Source organism: Komagataeibacter kakiaceti JCM 25156 (genome assembly GCF_000613305.1).
Map to the genome: position 1 here is coordinate 1 of NZ_BAIO01000924.1, position 526 is coordinate 526.

The window sequence follows — 526 nt, forward strand, 5'->3', positions numbered from 1 at the left end:
GGCCGGGGCGGCGGTCCTGGCGCCAGGGCTGCGAGCGGAGAGGCAGCACACAACATGGCGGCGAACGCGGCCGAGGCAACAAGAGTATGTTTACGATGCAGTCTGATCATTTAACCAAAATCCTCTGGAGCAGGATGTTTTTTCCGAGGCGGCGGGGTGCTGCCGGCCCCCGCCGCGCCTGACCTTGATACTCAGGCTCAGTCGTTCAGACTGAACGTGATCGTATAGAGATGGTGATATTCCTTGACGGGCACACCATTTTTCACCGCCGGTGCGTAACGTGAGCGGCGCACCGCCTTCAGCGCGGCTTCGGCAAAGGCGTCACCACCCTTTACGCTGACCACCTGACAGTTGCTGGTCACGCCCGTCGCCTCAACGTCGCAGGCGACCGATACGATGCCTTCACGGCCTTCTTCCGACATTTCTTCCGGATATTCCGGCACCACGTGGTTCAGCGGCGACGTACCGGCCGAGTGATCGGCAACCGGCGGCGCGTTGGACACCGGCGCATCAGCCGGCGGCGCGG

General features: G+C 62.9%; 1 protein-coding gene. It reads right to left on the reverse strand.

Features of this window, described 5'->3' with window-relative positions; translation table 11 throughout:
• Positions 1-197: 197 nt before the first annotated feature.
• Positions 198-526, reverse strand: a 329-nt coding sequence (locus JCM25156_RS20070; RefSeq protein WP_025814562.1) for an energy transducer TonB, incomplete at its 5' end; no start/stop codon positions are given.